This is a genomic window from Oleiphilus sp. HI0043, from assembly GCF_001634935.1.
The window spans coordinates 1-595 of sequence record NZ_LWEY01000788.1; the positions used below are offsets into that span (position 1 = coordinate 1).

Here is a 595-nt window from a genome sequence, read left to right on the forward strand (position 1 = left end):
TATATCGTCGAGCTTCTTTATCTGCACCTTAATAGAGTCTGGCAGTTTGCTTAAGTCATTATAGAAGGCACTAATTGGGCATACTCGCTGCTCAGATAAGGCGTGCTTCATCGCGGCACTTAAATAACGTTCCAGCTTATTCCAATGATTTGCTGCACGTTGGTCGAAATAAGCAAGACCTTGGCTAAGCCAGTCATGCGTCCAATCACATAGGGCCAGACCGAGATCTTCTTTCTTAGGGAAGTGATGATGAACACTCGCCTTGGTAATGCCCAGTTCTCTGGATATATCTAAATAACTGAAGCCATCAAAGCCACGGTCCCGAAGCTTATCAGCAGAAAACTCGACAATACGTTGCTTGGTATTCATCAGGGAACCACTTCACTAAAATAGTTTGTTCAATTATTAAACATACCTTACCTACCTGAAGGTAGGTTGTCAAACCTATGCTAAAAAATTGAACATCAACCACCTCACGCAAGCCTGGCTTACCGGCCGGCACCCCGGATATGGGAGTTGACGTGAGTTAATCTAGATGCTATGTAGACTTGAATGAATGGCTAGAACAACTCAATATCACCAGAGCGATTATCGA

1 protein-coding gene is annotated in these 595 nt (G+C 43.7%); it reads right to left on the reverse strand.

All coding sequences use genetic code 11. From position 1 onward, the window contains the following. A partial coding sequence (locus A3729_RS09020) for a TetR/AcrR family transcriptional regulator (RefSeq protein ID WP_068633703.1) occupies window positions 1-369 on the reverse strand: 369 nt, incomplete at its 3' end. Window positions 370-595 lie beyond the last annotated feature (226 nt).